General features: G+C 58.0%; 16 protein-coding genes. 11 read left to right on the forward strand and 5 right to left on the reverse strand.

Annotated features, from left to right (window positions below):
• Window positions 1–34 precede the first annotated feature (34 nt).
• From KGA85_RS10500 to KGA85_RS10515, 4 genes are all read left to right on the forward strand, one after another.
• Window positions 35–1,336 (forward strand): urate hydroxylase PuuD, encoded by a 1,302-nt coding sequence (locus tag KGA85_RS10500; protein ID WP_223535504.1) that lies wholly within the window; start codon window positions 35–37, stop codon window positions 1,334–1,336.
• Window positions 1,337–1,500: 164 nt separating this feature from the next.
• Window positions 1,501–2,859: a nucleobase:cation symporter-2 family protein gene (locus KGA85_RS10505; RefSeq protein ID WP_223457912.1), complete on the forward strand. Its 1,359-nt coding sequence runs from the start codon at window positions 1,501–1,503 to the stop codon at window positions 2,857–2,859.
• An 87-nt stretch (window positions 2,860–2,946) separates the two neighbouring features.
• The gene (locus tag KGA85_RS10510) at window positions 2,947–3,732 is read left to right on the forward strand and encodes an outer membrane protein OmpK (RefSeq protein WP_223457914.1); all 786 of its coding nucleotides are present in this window, start codon (window positions 2,947–2,949) and stop codon (window positions 3,730–3,732) included.
• 377 nt (window positions 3,733–4,109) lie between these two features.
• Window positions 4,110–4,895 carry an outer membrane protein OmpK gene (locus KGA85_RS10515; protein ID WP_223457916.1) on the forward strand — a complete coding sequence of 262 codons (786 nt, stop codon included), beginning with the start codon at window positions 4,110–4,112 and terminating at the stop codon, window positions 4,893–4,895.
• A gap of 47 nt (window positions 4,896–4,942) precedes the next feature.
• Here KGA85_RS10515 and KGA85_RS10520 read toward each other — a convergent pair whose 3' ends face one another.
• The 5 genes from KGA85_RS10520 to KGA85_RS10540 form a co-directional block, all read right to left on the reverse strand.
• Window positions 4,943–7,672, reverse strand: a complete 2,730-nt coding sequence (locus KGA85_RS10520) for an RHS repeat-associated core domain-containing protein (RefSeq protein WP_223543094.1) — start codon at window positions 7,670–7,672, stop codon at window positions 4,943–4,945.
• A gap of 355 nt (window positions 7,673–8,027) precedes the next feature.
• A complete protein-coding gene (locus KGA85_RS10525) occupies window positions 8,028–8,375 on the reverse strand; it encodes a hypothetical protein (RefSeq protein WP_223543095.1) in 348 nt (115 codons plus the stop codon).
• Complete coding sequence (locus tag KGA85_RS10530) at window positions 8,353–10,791, reverse strand: RHS repeat domain-containing protein (RefSeq protein WP_223543096.1); 2,439 nt, start codon at window positions 10,789–10,791, stop codon at window positions 8,353–8,355. Before KGA85_RS10530 ends, KGA85_RS10525 begins: the two co-directional genes overlap by 23 nt.
• A gap of 72 nt (window positions 10,792–10,863) precedes the next feature.
• Window positions 10,864–12,033 (reverse strand): patatin-like phospholipase family protein, encoded by a 1,170-nt coding sequence (locus tag KGA85_RS10535; protein WP_223457920.1) that lies wholly within the window; start codon window positions 12,031–12,033, stop codon window positions 10,864–10,866.
• A 35-nt stretch (window positions 12,034–12,068) separates the two neighbouring features.
• Complete coding sequence (locus KGA85_RS10540; protein WP_223457922.1) at window positions 12,069–13,001, reverse strand: lipid A biosynthesis lauroyl acyltransferase; 933 nt, start codon at window positions 12,999–13,001, stop codon at window positions 12,069–12,071.
• A 118-nt stretch (window positions 13,002–13,119) separates the two neighbouring features.
• On the opposite strand from KGA85_RS10540, the gene minC reads away from it, so the two are divergent.
• From minC to KGA85_RS10575, 7 genes are all read left to right on the forward strand, one after another.
• Window positions 13,120–13,857, forward strand: coding sequence for a septum site-determining protein MinC (gene minC / locus KGA85_RS10545; protein WP_056722299.1), 738 nt, complete (start codon window positions 13,120–13,122; stop codon window positions 13,855–13,857).
• 202 nt (window positions 13,858–14,059) lie between these two features.
• Complete coding sequence (gene minD / locus KGA85_RS10550) at window positions 14,060–14,872, forward strand: septum site-determining protein MinD (protein ID WP_007974946.1); 813 nt, start codon at window positions 14,060–14,062, stop codon at window positions 14,870–14,872.
• 3 nt (window positions 14,873–14,875) lie between these two features.
• Entirely contained in the window at window positions 14,876–15,130 is a 255-nt protein-coding gene (gene minE / locus KGA85_RS10555) for a cell division topological specificity factor MinE (RefSeq protein ID WP_007974947.1), read from the forward strand.
• Window positions 15,131–15,221: 91 nt separating this feature from the next.
• On the forward strand, window positions 15,222–15,857 hold the full coding sequence (locus KGA85_RS10560) for an RluA family pseudouridine synthase (protein WP_046037585.1): 636 nt from the start codon (window positions 15,222–15,224) through the stop codon (window positions 15,855–15,857).
• Between the two features lie 243 nt (window positions 15,858–16,100).
• Window positions 16,101–17,390: a M18 family aminopeptidase gene (locus KGA85_RS10565; protein WP_007974949.1), complete on the forward strand. Its 1,290-nt coding sequence runs from the start codon at window positions 16,101–16,103 to the stop codon at window positions 17,388–17,390.
• Window positions 17,391–17,586: 196 nt separating this feature from the next.
• Window positions 17,587–17,754: a hypothetical protein gene (locus KGA85_RS10570; protein WP_223457955.1), complete on the forward strand. Its 168-nt coding sequence runs from the start codon at window positions 17,587–17,589 to the stop codon at window positions 17,752–17,754.
• Between the two features lie 126 nt (window positions 17,755–17,880).
• Window positions 17,881–19,989 carry a mechanosensitive ion channel family protein gene (locus KGA85_RS10575; RefSeq protein ID WP_263289131.1) on the forward strand — a complete coding sequence of 703 codons (2,109 nt, stop codon included), beginning with the start codon at window positions 17,881–17,883 and terminating at the stop codon, window positions 19,987–19,989.
• Window positions 19,990–20,018: the final 29 nt, after the last annotated feature.

Consider the following 20,018-nt stretch of genomic DNA (forward strand, 5'->3'; position numbering starts at 1 on the left):
TCGACAACAGAGTGACAGGCGAGAGGTAAAGACTGTGGAAGCACATCTGTTGGAATGGCTGAACCTGAGCGTGCGCTGGGTTCACATGATTACTGGCGTGGCCTGGATCGGTGCGTCGTTCTATTTCGTATGGCTGGAAAACAACCTCAATCGGGTCAACCCGAAAAGCGGTCTGGCTGGCGATTTGTGGGCAATCCACGGTGGCGGTATCTACCACCTGGAAAAATACAAACTGGCTCCACCGACCATGCCGGACAACCTGCACTGGTTCAAATGGGAAGCCTACTTCACCTGGATGTCGGGTATCGCGCTGCTGTGCGTGGTGTTCTACTCCAACCCGACGCTCTACCTGCTGGCTCCGGGCAGCTCCCTGAGCGGTCCTGAAGGCGTGGCCATCGGTCTCGGTTCGCTGTTCATCGGCTGGTTCATCTACTCCTTCCTGTGCGACTCGGCCCTGGGCAAACGCCCTGCCCTGTTAGGCTTCATCCTGTTCGTACTGATCATCGGCGCGGCCTACGGCTTCAGCAAAGTGTTCAGCGGTCGGGGTGCGTACCTGCACGTCGGCGCGATCATCGGCACCATCATGGTCGGCAACGTGTTCCGCATCATCATGCCGGCGCAACGCGCTCTGGTAGCGGCGATCGCCGAGAACCGTACGCCCGATCCGGCGTTGCCGGCCAAAGGCCTGCTGCGTTCGCGTCACAACAACTACTTCACCTTGCCGGTGCTGTTCATCATGATCAGCAACCACTTCCCGAGCACCTACGGCAGCCAGTACAACTGGTTGATCCTGGCCGGGATCGCGGTACTGGCGGTGTTGGTGCGTCACTACTTCAACACCCGCCACGACAGCCACAAGTTTGCCTGGACCCTGCCTGTGGCAGCCGTCGGCATGATCAGCCTGGCTTACGTCACCGGCCCCGCGCCGCTGAACAGCCCGGAAGTGGCCAAGGCACCCGCCAGGATCGAATACCAGCCGCTGCCGGAAACAGCAGTGGGCGGTGGTTTGAAACCGGCTGAAGCCAAACCTGAAGAAACGCCAGCCGCCGCACCGGCGCAAGCGTCCAACGCCGGCCCTGGCTTTGACAAAGTGCACAGCGTGATTCAGGAACGTTGCGCGGTTTGCCATTCGGCCAAGCCGACCAGCCCGCTGTTCAGTGCGGCCCCTGCCGGTGTGATGTTCGACACCCCCGAGCAGATCCGCCAGAACGCACCGCGGATTCAGGCGCAAGCCGTCACCAGCCAGATCATGCCACTGGGCAACATCACGCAGATGACCCAGCAGGAACGTGACCTGATCGGTGCCTGGATTGTGCAGGGAGCCCAGACCAATTAATCGTTAAAAGCTTCGCGAGCAGGCTCGCTCCCACAGGTTTTGCATGGCCTGTGTGGGAGCGGGCTTGCCTGCGATTGGCCGCAAAGCGGCCCACCTGATTCGAATACAGCTGCCAGCAGCACGCAGCTGTAAATCACAAGAATAAAAAAGATCCGAGGTGTTGCATGTCCGAGCTATCCACAGCGCGCATCCCCGACGCACCCGCCATTCAGCGTTTGCCCCTCCTGCAACTGATCCTGGTCGGTTTGCAACATGTTCTGCTGATGTACGGTGGTGCCATCGCGGTACCGCTGATCATCGGACAGGCCGCTGGCCTGAGTCGTGAAGAAATCGCCTTCCTGATCAACGCCGACCTGCTGGTGGCGGGTATCGCCACCATCGTCCAGTCCCTCGGCATCGGCCCCATGGGCATTCGCATGCCGGTGATGATGGGCGCCAGTTTCGCCGCCGTCGGCAGCATGGTCGCCATGGCCGGCATGCCCGGTATCGGCCTGCAAGGGATCTTCGGCGCGACCATCGCCGCCGGGTTCTTCGGCATGCTCATCGCCCCGTTCATGTCCAAGGTCGTGCGCTTCTTCCCACCGCTGGTGACCGGAACGGTCATCACCTCGATCGGTTTGTCGCTGTTCCCCGTGGCCGTGAACTGGGCTGGCGGCGGTGCCAGCGCCGCTCAATTCGGTTCACCGATTTACCTGACCATCGCCGCACTGGTACTGGGCACCATCTTGCTGGTGCACCGTTTCATGCGCGGCTTCTGGGTCAACATTTCCGTGCTGATCGGCATGTGCCTGGGCTACGTGCTCTGCGGCCTGCTCGGCATGGTCGACCTCAGCGATATGGCTCAGGCGCCATGGCTGCAATTCGTCACTCCGCTGCACTTCGGCATGCCGAAATTCGAACTCGCGCCGATCCTGTCGATGTGCCTGGTGGTGGTGATCATTTTCGTCGAGTCCACCGGGATGTTTCTGGCGCTGGGCAAGATCACCGGCCAGGAAGTCTGCCCTCGGATGCTGCGTCGCGGCTTGCTGTGCGATGCCGGCGCCTCGTTCTTTGCCGGCTTCTTCAACACCTTCACTCACTCCTCCTTCGCACAGAACATCGGCCTGGTGCAGATGACCGGCGTGCGCTGCCGTTCGGTGACCATCGTCGCTGGCGGTTTGCTGATCGTGCTGAGCCTGCTGCCAAAGGCCGCATTCCTGGTAGCGTCGATTCCTCCGGCAGTACTGGGCGGCGCAGCGATTGCGATGTTCGGCATGGTCGCCGCCACCGGGATCAAGATCCTGCAGGAAGCCGACATCGGTGACCGTCGCAACCAGTTGCTGGTGGCGGTGAGCATCGGCATGGGTCTGATCCCGGTTGTACGCCCGGAGTTTTTCGCCCACCTGCCCGTGTGGATGAGCCCGATCACCCACAGCGGCATCGCCATGGCCACCCTCAGCGCGCTTACGCTGAACCTGCTGTTCAACATCCTTGGTGGCGCCGAACGCGCGGCCATCAACGACTGCCACGCTCACACCCTTTGATCTGACGGATAACCAAGGGGGCCTGCCTGTGGCCAGCCCCCTGGCCACAACCTGCGCCTCAAAAATAAAAACAAGAGGGAGCAACAGATGATTCGGACACAAACCAACCTGCTGTTGGGTGCTGGCCTGCTGGCCGCGAGTCAGGCCATGGCCGGCGATTTGCTGCTGTGGCAGACCAACAGCCTGAGCTACCTGTACGGCAAGGATTTCGTGGTCAACCCGTCGATCCAGCAGACGATAACCTTCGAGCACGCCGACCGCTGGAAGTACGGCGACAACTTCCTGTTCGTCGACAGCACCTGGTACAACGGCGAGCAAGACCGCAACAAAGGCGCTCACGCCTACTACGGCGAGTTCAGCCCGCGCCTCTCCTTCGGCAAGATCCTCGACCGCCGTTTCGAATTCGGCCCGATCAAGGACGTGCTGTTGGCCATGACCTACGAGAACGGCGAAGACGACACTGAGGCCTACCTGATCGGCCCCGGTTTCGACCTCGCGGTACCGGGCTTCAATTTTTTCACTTTGAACTTCTATTACCGCCAGACCGAAGGCTCGCGCCCCGGCGACGATGTCTGGCAGATCACCCCGGCCTGGTCCTACACCCTTCCATTGGGCAACTCGAACCTGTTGATCGACGGCTACATGGACTGGGTGGTGGAGAACGACCAGAACTCACACGGCACTTATCACGCCAACCTGCATTTCAACCCACAGATCAAGTACGACCTGGGCAAGGCCCTGAGCTGGCGGGAGAAACAGGTGTACGTCGGCGTCGAATACAGCTACTGGAAAGACAAGTACGGCATCGAAAACAGTTCCAGCTTCGACACCAATGAAAACACCACCAGCCTGCTGGTGAAGGTGCATTTCTGATGCAGCCCCGCAACCGTGCCCCAAACCTGTCGTCGGTGCGCCGTTGCGGAGCACTTGAGACCTGGCCGAGGAGTCAGTATTCTCCGCGGCCGCCCGAATCCGGTTTAAAAAAAAGCCCGGATGTAAAACCTGACCAGCAGGCCAACTTATCCCGGCTCTGGCAGGCACCAAGGCACTCCAAAACCCCTCTCAATCGACCGCTCTTGAGCCGCCGAACGGGAGTTTTTTTGCTTTTTGAAAGCCTTGGCTCAGCTCTTGCTAACAGCACCAAAGCTGACCGAATGGATGATTTTTTGCCGCTACGGAAACAGGCGCCACACCAGAGCGCCGACTTTAAAAAAATAACGTGGAACCACCTACTTTTTGGGAGCAACCGAATGAAACGTACGTGCACTAGCCTGATGCTGGCGGGATCATTGCTGGCGGGGGGTCAGGCCATGGCCGGCGACTTGCTGCAATGGCAAAACAACAGCCTGTCCTACCTTTACGGAAAGGACTTCCAGGTCAACCCGCGCATTCAGCAGACGGTGACCTTTGAACACGCCGATGGTTGGAAATACGGCGACAACTTCTTCTTCATCGACAAGATCTTCTACAACGGCAAGGAAGACGCCTTCGCGGGCAAGAACAGCCACTACGGCGAGCTCAGCCCGCGCCTGTCGTTCAACAAGATCTTCGACCAGAAGTTCGAGTTCGGCCCGATCAAGGACGTGCTGCTGGCCATGACCTACGAGTTCGGTGAAGACGATACCGAGTCCTACCTGATCGGCCCTGGTTTCGACCTGGCCATCCCGGGCTTCGACTACTTCCAGTTGAACTTCTACAACCGCCACACCGAAGGCGATCGCCCGGGCGACAACATCTGGCAGGTCACGCCGGTCTGGTCCTACACCATCCCGGTGGGTGGCTCGGATGTGCTGATCGACGGCTTCATGGATTGGGTCGTCGACAACGACGTCAACAACAAAGGCGAATACCACGCCAACCTGCACTTCAATCCGCAGGTCAAATACGACCTGGGCAAGGCGTTGAATCTGGGTGCCAAGCAGTTGTACGTCGGTGTCGAGTATGACTACTGGAAAAACAAGTACGGGATTGAAGACAGCCAGGGCTTCAAGACTGATCAGAGCGTGACCAGTTTCCTGGTTAAGGTTCACTTCTGATGATTCTTTGATCGTTCCGCGCCTCACTAACGAGGCGCAGTTCGATTTTATCGCAAAGCGATATTCAGTACTTCTCCCGGAAACCGCGTGTACGATCTTCTTTTGCTGACAGCCGAAGGAGGTTCAACTGACTTCAACCCTCTATCCACCATCGGTATAGGTCTCACGCTAACAAAACGCTTAGATACAGACTTTTCTGGAGTAATTTCCACGCTCAAATACTGATTAATTGCAGCTTTTGTTTTCACACCACTCAAACCAACCTGTATCTCGAGCAGTCTCTCTTTATGGGTATTTTCTCGTGTAATAATTGACGGCACGTCATGAACTTCAATAGCTAGCACCCCTCCGTTCTTGGAAAGATAGTCCCGCACGGCTTTAGACTTTTCTTCATTTCCTGAGACTTCTCCTCCCAAACCGGCAAGACTCACATTATTCCCCTGCAAATCACGCAAGACTACTGCGCCTCTGACCAGACTGGGCTGACCGGCCGCCGAATTAAATGCCTCAATGTACCTTCTAGGCCAAACCTCCATTGTTCGGCTTGACGGGTTATGCTGAAACATATCCGCCTTAAATCTCCAAGACTGTTTTTTTGAAAAATCATTAAGCGTTATTTTTTCCTTCCATTTTAAGTTTGGCATTTCCTGAAATACGCCAAGCACACTATCTTTCCAATCCGGTTTGTAGGAAAGCTCAATGTTGGCGACAACATTATTCCCGACAGCGTCATCTGAATTCAGATCAGAATAAGAAAACTGCAATTTTTTAAGCTGCCATTTGCCAATTTTCTCAGGCAACTTCGAATTCACATCATCCCCAATCAGCCCTTGCTCATCCTTCAACGACACAGGGCGATTATTCACCATTGAAAACAGGTTCAAACCGTCTACGCTGCCAACAGGATCCGCACTCACCCACCGCTGCAACCACGGTGCGTAATAGCGATAGCCATAATAATAAAGCCCCGTCGCATCCCGCTCCTTGCCCGAGTAACGAATCGTCTTGTATTTGGCCTCAATTTCACTGGTACCCGCCCACACCGCCGTCCCACCAAACGGGTAATAAACCTCCCGACTCAGCAGCGCGCCCTGCTCATCCAGTTCCAGCGTGCACGAGTTCAGGTGGTCATTCAGGCAAAAACGCAGTTGGTCATTGCGCACGCCCTTGGGCAATTTCTCAACCCAGTGCAAGGCCCGCACACGGCTAAGCCCCGCCTCGACATTGACCACATGCCGCTCTTCGCCGGTAGCCGTATCCCGATGGATTTCCAGCCCCGGCAAGTAACGCACTTCAGCACGCAGCGTGCGACGAGCCGTCTCGGTGAGTTGGACTTTTCTTAGCCGATGCCCGGGACTGTCGTAGAAATAACACTCGGTATCGTCAGGCCCATCCTCACGCCGGACCATCGTCACGCGACTCAACTGATTGCGGATGTCCCAACTCATATTCTGGCCGCGTAACAGTTCCAGCTGATTACCGTTGGCATCAAAGCCATCCGCCAGATTGCCTTCATCCGCAACGCTGCGATTGCTGTAGTTCGAGGTAAACATCTCAAACGTTTCCACGCCGCTGTGGTGGCGGGTTTGCAGATTCCCGGCGGCGTCGTAATTGAAGGATTGGGTGTAATTGCGCAGCTGGTTAGGGTCCAGCGGCGTAGTTTGCCAAGCAGGTAATGCGGGACCGTAACCGGGCTGGCTGACTTCCCGGCCAGAGGCTTCGACCAGTTGATACAGGCTGTCATAGCGATAGCGGTTGATCGGCTCGATCCGTTGATGATTGAAATAGCGCCTCAACGCTACCTTGTCCTCGACGCTCGAGATATTGCCGACTGGATCGTAGGCATATTCGAACTGCTGGAGCGGCGTGCCTCGGGCATCGCAAGACAGCAATCCGGCCAGTCGCCCATCTTCAGCCACGTACCGGGCAGTGGTTACGACGCCATTAGCGGCTCGTTCACGCTCAACCTTGCCAACGGCGTCGTAACGGATGTCACCCACCAGCACTTGAGGAGGGCCAGATGCGCCAGCCAACCTCAGTCGGGTTTCCTGCAACTCACCGGCCTGGTTGTAAGCGAATGCCCTGAGGTTATCCTTGGCGTCGGTCTGGTAGAGCATTTCCCCTAAAGGTCCATACTGCTGAGCCGTCCTGAAAACCTCGTCTTCCAGGCGGGCATCGGCAAATTCGGACGACCAGTCCGGCGGGGCCAGCTCGAGCATGAAGCGGGTATCTTCGGCCAGAAGCAAACCACCCACGCCATATTCGCAAAGGCTGCGCCTGCCAGCCGGGTGGTCATGACGAATCAGTTGGCCACACTGGTTATGCGCCGCAAACTCATCACTCGCCCCTGCATAAGCAAAACGCTCGGCGACGCGCGGCGAGTCACCCTTCATCTGCTCTGTCACAGTCGTGGGCCGCTGAAGCTCATCGTACTCAGTATGCAGCTGGCTCCCGCGACCGTCCCAGAACGAACGCATCACGCCAGCCTGATCCAGCAAGCTCAGTTGCCAACCGGCATCGACGCTGTCCACCAGCAGAGGCTGATTCTGTAGATCGTGCGTCGTGGCGAGGTTCGGTTTTGGCGCGGTGCCCCACAATCGTGGATCCCAGGAAGCCACCAGCCGTCCGGCAGCGTCAAAGTGATTGCGGGTGATGCGAGTCTCAATGGACGGGTTCAGCGGATGACGGCAATAGGCGATACTGCGCACAGCCAAACCGCGCGGATCCGCCACCGCTATCGTCGGCGTGTAAGCATCAATCCATCGCGCAACCACCATATTCCAACCCTCTGACCGAGGGTTTCAATCTGATCGAAAAGCTAATCGATATCTACTGTCAGAACTAACAGTTCAAACGCTTTCAGTCACCGAAAGCCCAGGAAACTGGCACAACTCATCGCGCTTGGCCAACGCAGCAGCCGCTTGGTGACAATATCTGATAGATCCTCTTGACCTGGTCCTACACCATTCAAAATCGTAAAACTTGAAATTGGTTGATATCCAATTGCCTCATAATCTCTTTGACACCGCTAAAAATTACGAGACCACGCACACAGTAATTAGTACTTATAGCGAAATGAAATATTATTCTTATGAAGAAAATCGTATATCTTTCCATTTTCAGGCACTTGACTCATGTATTCCCCACTTGGAAAAACAACTTCTTTAAAATCAGACCACTGCGTTCTAGCATGCGCTTGAATTTCCATATAGTCGTCATCATACTCAACACCCCCCCCTCTACAATCACTTGAAATCTTGAAAATAGCCTTTGACTCATGCCGGAAATCAATGGATAGACATTTCCGAATACTGCCAAGTCTTCGATCGTAGACTCGGAATCCAAGCTATCCCCCCCTGTCATAGTCATATACTTTTTTGCATCATCTGAAAAATAAAATGCTGAATCTCCATACTTTGGAGCACCTCCGACTTTATCTTCATCTTCATCTTCAAAATCAAAAAAACTGCAATGCTCCATAAACCGGCCGAATATTGAAATTAAACTGCGAACCACTCGGTGCATAATGTAATTTAACCGTAGAACTAGGTGACTTCTCATATTCAAACATCTTATTTTCTGCCGACTCCCTTAGCGCTTCATATCCCTCTCCACTTAAGCCGCCATAAAAATTACCAGATTTCCAGCCATTAACCATCCCAACCCCACTAAATTTTGCAAGAACAGACGTATCCACATTTATTGTTGGACTTCCATTTCCCAATGCGATCGAAAACGCCTCAAGCAACTCCCCAGCTCCCTGAGCGGTAGAAGCCGAAACGCGCCCCATAATATTAGTTAGCGCCTTGCTTTTATCAAACTCTCGACGCGCCATTATGATTGGAAAAATATACTCCTTAAAATGAAGTTCACGAGCCAGCATGGCTTCAGCATCCCCCGTTTTTCCAGACATAATCCCGGCATTGTCAGATATCCCGGGAGCCAACCCTTGAAAATCCACAAGCGAAACAGGATTATTTTCAACCATACCAAATAGATTCAGCCCGACAATACTTCCCACGGGATCCGGACTAAGCCACCGCTGCAACCACGGCGCGTAATACCGAAATCCATAAAAGTAAAGCCCCGTTGCATCCCGTTCTTTTCCCGAATAACGAATCGTCTTGTACTTGCCTTCAATCTCGCTGGAACCGGCCCACAACGCCGTACCACCAAACGCGTAATATACTTCCCGACTCAAAAGCCCCCCCACCTCATCCAGCTCCAAGGTGCAGGAATTCAGATGGTCGCTCAGGCAATAACGCAGTTGATCGTTGCGCGCACCTACAGGTGGTTTCGTGGCCCAGTGCAAAGCCCGTACATGGCTGCGCCCCGCCTCGACACTGACGACATACCGCTCTTCACCGGTGGCCGTATCACAATGGATTTCCAGACCCGGCAAGTAGCGAACTTCAGTACGCAGCGTGCGACTCGCAGACTCAGCAAGTCGAACCTTCCGCAATCGATGGCCTGGTCTGTCGTAGAAATAACATTCGGTATCGTGATGCCCGTCTTCACGCCTGACCATCGTCACACGGCTCGACTGATTGCGAATGTCCCAACTCATCCGCTGACCGCGCAGTAACTCCAACTGATTGCCGTTGGCGTCAAAACCATCGCCCAAATTTTCCTTGTCCGCGACGCTGCGATTGCTGTCCGGCGAAGTGAACATCTCGAAGGATTCGACACCACTATGGTGGCGCGTTTGCAAGTTTCCGGCAGCGTCGTAGTTGAAGGTTTGGGTGTAATTGCGTAACTGGTTGGGGTCAAGTGGCGTGGTTTGCCAGAGGGGTAACGCAAGACCATAACGTGGCTGGCTGACTTCGCGGCCCGTAGCTTCGATCAGTTGATAAAGACTGTCGTAGCAGTAGCGATTGACCGGATCGATACGTTGACCATTGAAGTGACGCGTTTGTTGGGCCTTGTCCTCAATATTGGTGATATTGCCTGTCGGATCATAACCATAATTCAAATCCTGAAACGGTTGACCTTCGGCATCGCAAGACAGTAATTGCAGCAAGCGTCCATCTTCACCGGCATAGCGAGCAGTAGTGACGACAGCATTCCCCGCCCGTTCGCTGATGCCTCTGCCGAAGGCGTCGTAGTGTAGCTCACTAACCAACAACCGAGGTTCTTCTAAAGAACCCGCCAGCATCAGCCGAGCTTCACGTAACTGACCGACCCGGTCGTAAGCGAAGAATCTAACGTTATCCATAGCGTCAGTTTGACTGCGCATATCCCCCGAAGGACCGTACTGCTGCGTCGTCTGGAAAATTTCGTCTTCCAATCTGGCATCGGCAACGTCGGACGACCAATCCGGCAGTTCCAAATCGACCATGAACCGGGTCCGCTCCAACAGCAGCAAACCACTCACACCATATTGGCAGAGACTGCGACTACCGGCCGGGTGGTCATGACGAATCAGTTGGCCACACTGGTTATGCGCCGCAAACTCATCACTCGCCCCTGCATAAGCAAAACGCTCGGCGACGCGCGGCGAGTCACCCTTCATCTGCTCTGTCACAGTCGTGGGCCGCTGAAGCTCATCGTACTCAGTATGCAGCTGGCTCCCGCGACCGTCCCAGAACGAACGCATCACGCCAGCCTGATCCAGCAAGCTCAGTTGCCAACCGGCATCGACGCTGTCCACCAGCAGAGGCTGATTCTGTAGATCGTGCGTCGTGGCGAGGTTCGGTTTTGGCGCGGTGCCCCACAATCGTGGATCCCAGGAAGCCACCAGCCGTCCGGCAGCGTCAAAGTGATTGCGGGTGATGCGAGTCTCAATGGACGGGTTCAGCGGATGACGGCAATAGGCGATACTGCGCACAGCCAAACCGCGCGGATCCGCCACCGACACAGTTGGTGTGTGAGCATCAATCCATTGCGCAGCCGCCATCTTCGAACCCTCTGCCTGAGGGGTTCAATTTGATGGAAAAACCTGAGCACATCTACTGTCAGATCTGACAGTTCAAACGGTTTCAGCCACCGAAATCCCGAGAAACCGGCACAACTCCCCGCGCTTGGCCAACGCATCCCGCCGCCCCAGCTCAATCAATTCGCTGCAATACCCCGCCTCGAACAACAGATAGCTCAGCACCCCTGCCCCGCTGGTCTTAGTCGCGCCCGGCCCGCGCAGAAACAGGCGCAGTGCCGCCGGCAATTCCTGACGATGGCGCGCGGCAATCTCGTCGATTGGCTGGCTCGGTGAAATCACCAATACGTCCACCGGCGCCACGCCCAATGCGCGGGTTGGCGTGCCGTCGGGCATGAGGTGACTGAACTGGTTCAGGCGCTGCAACAACTCGATGTCGCTTTCCAGGCTATCAATGAACGTACTGTTGAGCATGTGCCCGCCGATCTGCGCCAGGGTCGGCTGCTGACCGGTGTAGCTGCGCAGCAAGGGTTGTTGCGGGTCGACCCCGCGGGGGTTGCCACTGACGCCCACCACCAGCACCCGACTGGCGCCCAGATGCAGCGCCGGACTGATCGGCGCCGACTGACGCACCGCGCCATCACCGAAATACTCTTCGCCGATTTTCACCGGGGCGAACAGCAGCGGAATCGCCGAACTGGCGAGTAGATGTTCAACCGACAGTTGGGTGGGAACGCCGATGCGTCGATGGCGCAACCAGGCATCGATCTTGCCGCCGCCCTGATAGAAGGTGACTGCCTGGCCGGACTCATAGCCGAACGCGGTGACCGCCACTGCATGCAATTGTTGCTGTGCGATCGCTTCGGCGATGCCGCCCATATGCAGCTTGTCGTTGAGCAAGTCCCGCAGCGGAGAACTGTTGAGCAGCGCCACCGGCATGTGCCTACCGATGCCGAGCAAACTGTGGCTGACAAAGCGGCTGGCCTGGCGGATCACCCCGGGCCAGTCGCTGCGCAATACCAGGTGACTGCGAAAGCCCTGCCAGAAGGCCGTCAGGCGTTCGATGGCGTTACGAAAATCCATCGCCCCGCTGGCGAGGCTGACGGCGTTGATCGCGCCCGCCGATGTGCCGACGATCACCGGAAACGGGTTGCGTGCCCCCGGCGGCAGCAATTCGGCAATCGCCGCCAGCACCCCGACCTGATAGGCCGCCCGAGCCCCGCCGCCGGAAAGAATCAACCCTGTAACCGGTTCAGCTGGACTCATCGCAACACTCCATGGTGCTCAAAGGGATCGATTACTCAACGACGTTTGGCGTACAGCTTGGGCTCGCCCGGTGGACGGCTCTTGAAGCGGCGGTGAGCCCACAGATATTGCTCGGGATGCTCGCGCAGAACGCTTTCGATCCATTGGTTGATGCGCAGGCAGTCCTCTTCTTCGGTTTCGCCGGGGAAGCCTTTGAGCGGCGCATGGATCACCAGGCGATAACCGCTACCGTCCGCCAGACGCTCCTGGGTAAACGGCACCACCAGCGCCTTGCCCAGCCGCGCAAACTTGCTCGTGGCGGTGACGGTCGCAGCCTGAATGCCGAACAGCGGCACGAAGATGCTTTGCTTGGCGCCGTAGTCCTGATCCGGTGCGTACCAGATTGCGCGGCCCGAGCGCAGCAATTTGAGCATGCCGCGCACGTCTTCGCGTTCCACCGCCAATGAGTCGAGGTTGTGCCGCTCGCGGCCCTGGCGCTGGATGTAGTCGAACAGCGGATTCTTGTGCTCGCGGTACATGCCATCGATGGTGTGCTGCTGACCGAGCAACGCCGCGCCGATTTCCAGCGTCGTGAAGTGCAGCGCCATCAGGATCACGCCCTTGCCTTCACGCTGGGCCTGCTGCAGATACTCCAGCCCTTCGATATGAGCGAGATTCGCCAGGCGCTTGCGCGACCACCACCAGCTCATCGCCATCTCAAAAAAAGCGATGCCGGTAGAGGCGAAGTTTTCCTTGAGCAGGCGCTTGCGCTCGACGGCGGTTTTTTCAGGAAAACACAGTTCCAGATTGCGCTGGGCGATGCGCCGTCTGTCGCCAGCCACCCGATACATCAATGCACCCAGAACACGACCGATCCACAGCAGTGCCGGATACGGCAACTGGACGATCAGCCACAACAGCCCCAGGCCACACCACAGCGGCCAGAAACGTGGAGATAGAAATGCTTTTCGAAAACGCGGGCGGTCCATTAATGCTTCCGGAATGACAATGGCCGCGCATTCTACATCGTTCGACCCGGCTTGCGGCCCGCGGGCGTTCTCGTTATAAGTCTCGGCACTTTTAGTGACAAGTCGTTGTATGCCGACCATGAGCCAAACCGAACCGCTAGACCAAGATCCCGTGTTCCAGTTGAAGGGCAGCATGCTGGCCATTACGGTGCTGGAACTGGCCCGTAACGACCTCGAAAGCCTTGATCGGCAACTGGCCGCCAAGGTCGCCCTGGCGCCCAACTTCTTCAGCAACGCGCCGCTGGTACTGGCCCTGGACAAACTCCCGGCCAACGAAGGTGCGGTCGATCTGCCAGGGCTGATGCGCGTTTGCCGCCAGCATGGCCTGCGTACCCTGGCGATCCGCGCCAGCCGCATCGAAGACATTGCCGCCGCCATCGCGGTCGACCTGCCGGTGCTGCCACCGTCCGGCGCCCGGGAGCGTCCACTGGACCTGACCGAAGGCGAACCGAAGAAAAAACCGGAAAAACCGCCCGAGCCGACCATCAAGCCGACGAAAATCATCACCTCGCCGGTACGCGGTGGCCAGCAGATTTATGCCCAGGGCAGCGATCTGGTGGTGATCTCCTCGGTCAGCCCGGGGGCGGAACTTCTCGCCGATGGCAACATCCATGTATACGGCCCGATGCGTGGTCGTGTGTTGGCCGGCGTCAAGGGCGACACCAAGGCGCGGATTTTCTGTCAGCAAATGAGTGCTGAACTGATTTCCATCGCCGGGCATTACAAGGTTTCCGAAGATCTGCGCCGCGACCCGCTATGGGGTTCGGGTGTGCAGGTCAGCCTGTCCGGCGACGTGTTGAACATCATTCGGCTTTAACGGATACTGCCGCATTTTCCAAGCATCTCTAAAACGTAGCGAAAACGGCTCAAACGAAGTAGGAAAAAGGCCGAAAGCAGTGTTTACCGGGGGTAAACGCCGCTCTAAACCGGATTCCAGCCAAGGCTGTCCGACTGCAGTAGTTTTTCAGGAGATGTTTTTCAGGGACTGAAAAGTCCTTCTTCCTTAGGGGTGAAACACCTTGGCCAAGATTCTCGTGGTTACATCCGGCAAGGGTGGTGTGGGTAAGACCACCACCAGCGCCGCTATCGGTACCGGCCTCGCTCTGCGCGGCCACAAAACAGTGATCGTCGACTTCGACGTGGGCTTGCGTAACCTCGACCTGATCATGGGTTGCGAGCGCCGCGTGGTGTATGACTTCGTCAACGTGGTCAATGGCGAAGCCAACCTGCAACAGGCCCTGATCAAAGACAAGCGCCTGGAAAACCTCTACGTGCTGGCTGCCAGCCAGACCCGCGACAAAGACGCGCTGACCGTCGAAGGCGTGGAAAAAGTCCTGATGCAACTCAAGGAAGACTTTGAGTTCGTGGTCTGCGACTCCCCGGCGGGCATCGAGAAAGGCGCCCACCTGGCCATGTACTTCGCCGATGAAGCGATCGTCGTGACCAACCCGGAAGTCTCCTCGGTACGTGACTCCGATCGCATGCTCGGCCTGCTGGCCAGCAAGTCCCGTCGCGCCGAACGCGGCGAAGACCCGATCAAGGAACACCTGCTGATTACCCGCTATCACCCGGAACGTGTGAGCAAAGGCGAAATGCTCGGCGTAGAAGACGTCAAGGAAATCCTTTCGGTGACCCTGCTCGGCGTGATCCCTGAATCCCAGGCGGTGCTCAAGGCATCCAACCAGGGTGTTCCGGTGATTCTCGACGACCAGAGCGATGCCGGCCAGGCCTACAGCGATACCGTAGACCGCCTGCTGGGCAAGACCGTGGATCATCGATTCCTCGATGTACAGAAGAAGGGATTCTTCGAGCGCCTGTTTGGAGGCAACTAAGCAATGAACCTTTTTGACTTCTTTCGTGCCAACAAAAAGCAAAGCACCGCGTCGGTAGCGAAAGAGCGTCTACAGATCATCGTGGCGCACGAACGCGGCCAACGCAGTACCCCGGACTACCTGCCGGCCTTGCAAAAGGAACTGGTCGAGGTGATCCGCAAGTACGTCAATATCGGGTCCGATGACGTGCATGTCGCACTGGAAAGCCAGGGCAGCTGCTCGATTCTGGAACTCAATATCACCCTGCCTGATCGCTGAGTCGATCCGGCTGGAGCCACGGCGGCTCAGGTCCCTTCTGCAACCGGAAGGGACCTGAGCCGCCGTTGGCGTTTGTTACGAGGCTGTTTTAATGCCGTTGTCCAACATCCACATCATCCATCAGGACGCCGCCGTACTGGTGGTGAACAAACCGACCCTGTTGCTCTCTGTCCCTGGCCGGGCCGATGACAACAAGGACTGCCTGATTACCCGCCTGCAGGAAAACGGCTACCCGGAAGCGCGAATCGTCCACCGGCTGGACTGGGAGACTTCCGGCATCATCCTGCTGGCCCGCGACCCGGACACCCATCGCGAGCTGTCCCGGCAATTTCACGACCGCGAAACCGAAAAGGCCTACACCGCCCTGTGCTGGGGCCAGCCGGAACTGGACAGCGGCAGCATCGACCTGCCCTTGCGCTACGACCCGCCGACCAAGCCACGCCACGTGGTCGACCATGAGTTCGGCAAACATGCGCTGACCTTCTGGCGCGTGCTCGAACGTTGCGGCGACTGGTGCCGCGTTGAGCTGACTCCGATCACCGGCCGTTCCCACCAGTTGCGCGTGCACATGCTCTCGATTGGCCATCCGCTGCTGGGTGATGGGCTTTATGCCCATGAACAGGCTTTGGCGGCCTGGCCGCGATTGTGCCTGCACGCGAGCATGCTCAGCTTCACCCACCCGCAAAGTGGCGAGCGCCTGCGCTTCGAGTGTCCTGCACCGTTCTGACCTCCTCGATATCTGAGGGTTCTTGCTCCCGTCGGGCTGCACAGCAGCCCCAAAATCGGCTATCGCGCCCGTTCAGGCGGACCGCACTCACCGGATTTGCGACTGCTGCGCAGCCGAGCGGGACGGTGCGGCGATCCGACAAGCTCCCTCGCCACAGTCGATCCAGGTCACCACAAAAACTGCGCAACCCCAATTGCGCAACCAATACGTTAAACTGGCGCCACTGCTGTCTGGAGCTACTTTATGCGCGAAGAGTTGAACCAAGGCCTGATCGATTTTCTCAAGGCCTCCCCTACCCCGTTCCATGCCACCGCCAGCCTTGTTCAGCGTCTGGAAGCGGCGGGCTATCAACGCCTCGACGAGCGCGAGCCGTGGAATACCGAAGCCAACGGTCGTTACTACGTCACCCGCAACGACTCTTCGATTGTCGCGATCAAGATGGGCCGCCATTCACCGTTGCACGGCGGCATTCGCCTGGTCGGCGCCCACACCGACAGCCCGTGCCTGCGCGTCAAGCCGCAGCCGGAGCTGCAACGCCAGGGCTTCTGGCAACTGGGCGTCGAAGTCTATGGCGGCGCGCTGCTGGCGCCATGGTTCGACCGTGACCTGTCCCTGGCGGGCCGCGTAACTTTCCGGCGTGATGGCAAGGTCGAAAGCCAGTTGATCGACTTCAAGGCTCCGGTCGCGATCATTCCTAACCTGGCGATTCACCTCAACCGTGAAGCCAACATGGGCTGGGCCATCAACGCCCAGACCGAACTGCCGCCGATCCTCGCGCAATTTGCCGGTGACGAACGCGTGGACTTCCGCGCAGTGCTCACCGACCAGCTCGCCCGCGAACACGGCCTGAATGCTGACGTGGTGCTCGATTACGAGCTGAGTTTCTACGACACCCAAAGCGCTGCGGTCATTGGCCTGCATGGCGACTTCATCGCCGGCGCGCGCCTGGACAACCTGCTGTCGTGCTACGCCGGCCTGCAAGCGCTGCTCACGGCCGACACCGACGAAACCTGCGTGCTGGTCTGCAACGACCACGAAGAAGTCGGTTCCTGCTCGGCCTGCGGTGCCGACGGCCCGATGCTTGAGCAAACCTTGCGGCGCCTGCTGCCTGAAGGTGATGAATTCGTACGCACCATTCAGAAATCCCTGCTGGTTTCGGCTGACAACGCCCACGGCGTGCATCCGAACTACGCCGACAAACACGATGCCAACCACGGCCCGAAACTCAACGCTGGCCCGGTGATCAAGGTCAACAGCAACCAGCGCTACGCCACCAACAGCGAAACCGCCGGGTTCTTCCGTCACCTGTGCATGGCTGAAGAAGTGCCGGTGCAAAGCTTCGTGGTGCGCAGCGACATGGGCTGTGGTTCGACCATCGGCCCGATCACCGCCAGCCACCTGGGTGTGCGCACCGTGGACATCGGCCTGCCGACGTTCGCCATGCACTCGATCCGCGAACTGTGCGGCAGCCATGACCTGGCGCATCTGGTCAAGGTACTGAGCGCGTTCTACGCCTGCCGCGAGTTGCCGTAACAAAACCCTGTAGGAGCGAGCTTGCTCGCGATGAACGTCAAGGCACCGCGATCATCCCGGTAGGCTCCGTCAACGTTCAAGTCCATCGTCGGATCGCCGCCCGGAGCAAGCTCGCTCCTACACACATCACACCGGCCGCGTCAAAAGCGGCCTAGACTTCAAGTATCCCTTTGACAAGGCTGTCTCCATGATTTCGATGTCTACTTTTCACGCCATGCTGGTCCCGATTCTAGCCGGGATGATCATGCTGGCCGTCGGCTTCAACTTTCGCGACAAAAATGCCGGTGTGTTTGTCATGTGGATCGGCATGCTGAGCATCCTCGCGACCGTGGTGATCAAGATCCTCGCCAAGCTCAACGAATAATTCATCGCCCTTGGCTCGCTTTGATTTTGACGGGCTCGTACACTCGGTCGATCCGCTCCCTGCGAGGTTGACCGCCTAGTGTTCGCTCGTCTTTTTGCCCTCCCGTGTATTGTCCTTGTCTGTCTGATGACGCTGCTGTCAGTGGCACCTGCCCAGGCGGCCGGCCTGCCAGGCCTGCTCAACACCCAGGCCAAGGCGCAGCCCGAAGCACAGAAGCCGCTGGGGCAATCCCTGGACGAAGTGATCAAGTCGCTGGAGAACGACCAGCAACGCAGCAAGCTGCTGGCCGATCTGAAAAAGCTCCGTGACACCACCAAACAGGCCCAGCCGATTACCGAAGAAGGCGTGCTGGGCCTGATTGGCGGAACCCTGGCCACTATCGAGAAGAAGTTTACCGGCGACGACAGTCCACTCACGCGCTGGTCCAGTGAGTTCGATCAAGCCAAGGAAGAACTGGTGGCGCTGGCGCTGCCGGCCAATGAATGGCTGCCCATGCTTTTCGCTTTCGCCATGATCCTGATGGTCTGGAGCCTGCTGGCCGCTGCCCTGATCTGGATCAGCCACCGCGTGCGGATGCGTTTCGGCCTGACCGAAGAACTGCCGCAGCATCCCCGTGCCCTGGACATGTTGCGTTTTGCGCTGCGCAAACTCGGGCCATGGCTGATCGCCCTGGTGATCACGGTCTACATGAGCTACGCCCTGCCCTCGTCCCTGGGCAAAAGCCTGGCGATGGTGCTGGCCTATGCACTGGTGGTCGGCACCTGCTTCTCGGCCATCTGCGTGATTGCCTTTTCCCTGCTCGACGGCCCGCACCGCCACCGCGCCTTGTACATCCTGCGGCACCAGGCGTTTCGACCGCTGTGGCTGATCGGCAGCTTCGCCGCGTTTGGCGAAGCGCTGAGCGATCCGCAACTGGTCAACAGCCTCGGTAGCCATCTGGCCCATACCGCCGCGACTGTGGCCAATGTCCTCGCTGCGCTCTCCACGGGGCGCTTCATCCTGCGTTTCCGCCGGCCAATCGCCCACCTGATCCGCAACCAGCCGCTGTCCCGGCGCCTGACCCGCCGCGCCCTCAACGACACCCTGTCGATTCTCGGCACCTTCTGGTACGTGCCAGCACTGGTGCTGGTGGCCATCTCGCTGTTCGCGACGTTCATTTCCGCTGGCGACACCAGCACCGCCCTGCGCCAGTCGCTGATCTGTACCGTTTTGCTGGTGTTGTGCATGGTCATCAACGGCCTGGTACGCCGCCATGGCCTCAAACCCCAACGCGGTATCCGGCGATACGCCGTGTATTCGGAACGGCTGAAAAATTTCTTCTACACCATCGTCCACCTGTTGGTGTGGCTGGCCTTTATCGAACTCGGCCTGCGGGTCTGGGGCATGTCGTTGATCCGCTTTACCGAAGGCGATGGCCATGAAGTCAGCGTCAAACTGTTCAGCCTCGCCGGCACGCTGCTGTTCGCCTGGCTGATCTGGATTCTCAGCGACACCGCCGTGCACCACGCTCTGACCCGTTCGCGCAAAGGCCTGGCCAATGCCCGCGCGCAGACGATGATGCCGCTGATCCGCAATGTGCTGTTCATAGCGATTTTTATCGTCGCGCTGATTGTCGCCCTGGCGAACATGGGCATGAACGTGACGCCACTGCTGGCCGGTGCCGGTGTGATCGGCCTGGCCATCGGTTTTGGTGCACAGTCGCTGGTAGCCGACCTGATTACCGGGTTGTTCATCATCATCGAAGACTCCCTGGCCATCGACGACTACGTGGATGTCGGCGGTCACCTCGGCACGGTCGAAGGCCTGACCATCCGCACCGTGCGCCTGCGGGACATCGACGGCATCGTCCACACCATTCCGTTCAGCGAAATCAAAAGCATCAAGAACTACTCCCGGGAATTCGGCTACGCGATCTTCCGGGTAGCAGTGCCCGCCAGCATGGACATCGACAACGCAATCAAACTGATGCGCGAAGTCGCACAGAAAATGCGCACCGATCCGTTGCAGCGGCGCAATATCTGGTCGCCGCTGGAGTTCCAGGGGGTGGAAAGTTTCGAGTCGGGCAACGCAATCCTGCGCGCCCGCTTCAAGACCGCGCCAATCAAGCAGTGGGAAGTGTCGCGAGCGTTCAACCTGTCGCTCAAGCGGCACATGGATGAAGCCGGACTGGATCTGGCGACACCGCGGATGAGTATCCAGGTGATTACCGCCGGAGGTGGGGAGCAGAAGGAATGACGTCGCAACCCGACGACCTGCCGCTTGAA

Origin of the sequence: Pseudomonas sp. GL-B-12 (genome assembly GCF_019955895.1) — a bacterium.
Lineage (GTDB): Bacteria > Pseudomonadota > Gammaproteobacteria > Pseudomonadales > Pseudomonadaceae > Aquipseudomonas.

Coding starts and splice junctions, on each gene's coding strand:
- KGA85_RS10505 (WP_223457912.1), top strand. CDS start 1,501: ATGTCCGAGCTATCCACAGCGCGCATCCCCGACGCACCCGCCATTCAG.
- KGA85_RS10510 (WP_223457914.1), top strand. CDS start 2,947: ATGATTCGGACACAAACCAACCTGCTGTTGGGTGCTGGCCTGCTGGCC.
- KGA85_RS10515 (WP_223457916.1), top strand. CDS start 4,110: ATGAAACGTACGTGCACTAGCCTGATGCTGGCGGGATCATTGCTGGCG.
- KGA85_RS10520 (WP_223543094.1), bottom strand. CDS start 7,672: ATGGTGGTTGCGCGATGGATTGATGCTTACACGCCGACGATAGCGGTG.
- KGA85_RS10525 (WP_223543095.1), bottom strand. CDS start 8,375: ATGGAGCATTGCAGTTTTTTTGATTTTGAAGATGAAGATGAAGATAAA.
- KGA85_RS10530 (WP_223543096.1), bottom strand. CDS start 10,791: ATGGCGGCTGCGCAATGGATTGATGCTCACACACCAACTGTGTCGGTG.
- KGA85_RS10535 (WP_223457920.1), bottom strand. CDS start 12,033: ATGAGTCCAGCTGAACCGGTTACAGGGTTGATTCTTTCCGGCGGCGGG.
- KGA85_RS10540 (WP_223457922.1), bottom strand. CDS start 13,001: ATGGACCGCCCGCGTTTTCGAAAAGCATTTCTATCTCCACGTTTCTGG.
- minC (WP_056722299.1), top strand. CDS start 13,120: ATGAGCCAAACCGAACCGCTAGACCAAGATCCCGTGTTCCAGTTGAAG.
- minE (WP_007974947.1), top strand. CDS start 14,876: ATGAACCTTTTTGACTTCTTTCGTGCCAACAAAAAGCAAAGCACCGCG.
- KGA85_RS10560 (WP_046037585.1), top strand. CDS start 15,222: ATGCCGTTGTCCAACATCCACATCATCCATCAGGACGCCGCCGTACTG.
- KGA85_RS10565 (WP_007974949.1), top strand. CDS start 16,101: ATGCGCGAAGAGTTGAACCAAGGCCTGATCGATTTTCTCAAGGCCTCC.
- KGA85_RS10570 (WP_223457955.1), top strand. CDS start 17,587: ATGTCTACTTTTCACGCCATGCTGGTCCCGATTCTAGCCGGGATGATC.
- KGA85_RS10575 (WP_263289131.1), top strand. CDS start 17,881: ATGACGCTGCTGTCAGTGGCACCTGCCCAGGCGGCCGGCCTGCCAGGC.